The sequence below is a fragment of the Bartonella sp. AC158YNML genome, from assembly GCF_042196725.1.
Taxonomy (GTDB): Bacteria; Pseudomonadota; Alphaproteobacteria; order Rhizobiales; family Rhizobiaceae; genus Bartonella.
Window position 1 is genome coordinate 1 of the sequence record NZ_JBHIQU010000088.1, and the last position, 764, is coordinate 764.

The 764-nt window shown below is 39.9% G+C and carries 1 pseudogene; it reads left to right on the top strand.

Features of this window, described 5'->3' with window-relative positions:
* Positions 1–127: 127 nt before the first annotated feature.
* Positions 128–764: pseudogene (locus ACFIM1_RS09390) on the top strand (phage integrase central domain-containing protein); the annotation flags it as partial.

Genomic DNA, 764 nt, shown 5'->3' on the forward strand with positions numbered 1-764 from the left:
AGAATCCCGAATATCGTAAGATTGTCTCATTTCAAATCTGTTTATCTTGAATCAATCAAAACCATTCGCTTGCACGTCACAAGCGAAGCTGGCGTGTGGGTAAAAACTGTATAAGAAAGAACTAAAAATGGCTCTTATGAATCGTCTTAAGTGCCAAGGGCTGTCGCAACACCCACGAGCTGGCAAAGTGTGTGATGATGTCGGCTTGCTTTTTCATAAACGTAAAGATGGAAGTGCTCAATGGTTTTATCGTTATACCATTCATGATCGCCATTGCGAAATGGGCTTGGATGCTCTTTGAGAGATGTTTCTTTAAAAAAGAGCGTGAATTGGCAAACCAATGGCATTCTGTTTTACGTAAAGGTCGTGACCCCATTAAAGAACGCAATAAATAAAAGTGTGAAGCAATCTCCATTATTTAAAAGATATCGCTTTGGGTACTTTTGAAAGTCGGAAAGCTGAATTAAAAGGTAATGGTAAGAATGGGAACTGGTTTTCTCCCTTGCGGCTTTACATTCTCCCTAAATTAGGCAGTCTGTCCATTTCAGAAATTACCCAAACAGAGATACGCAACACGCTTGTTCCTATTTGGCATACAAAAGCTACAACAGCAGAGAAAGCACTAAACCGTCTTAATATTTGTCTCAAACATGCTGCGGCTTTGGGTTTGGATGTTAATTTACAAGCAACAACAAAAGCACGCGCGCTCTTAGGAAAACAACGTCATAAAACGCAAAATAGACCAGCAATGGATTGGAAAGATG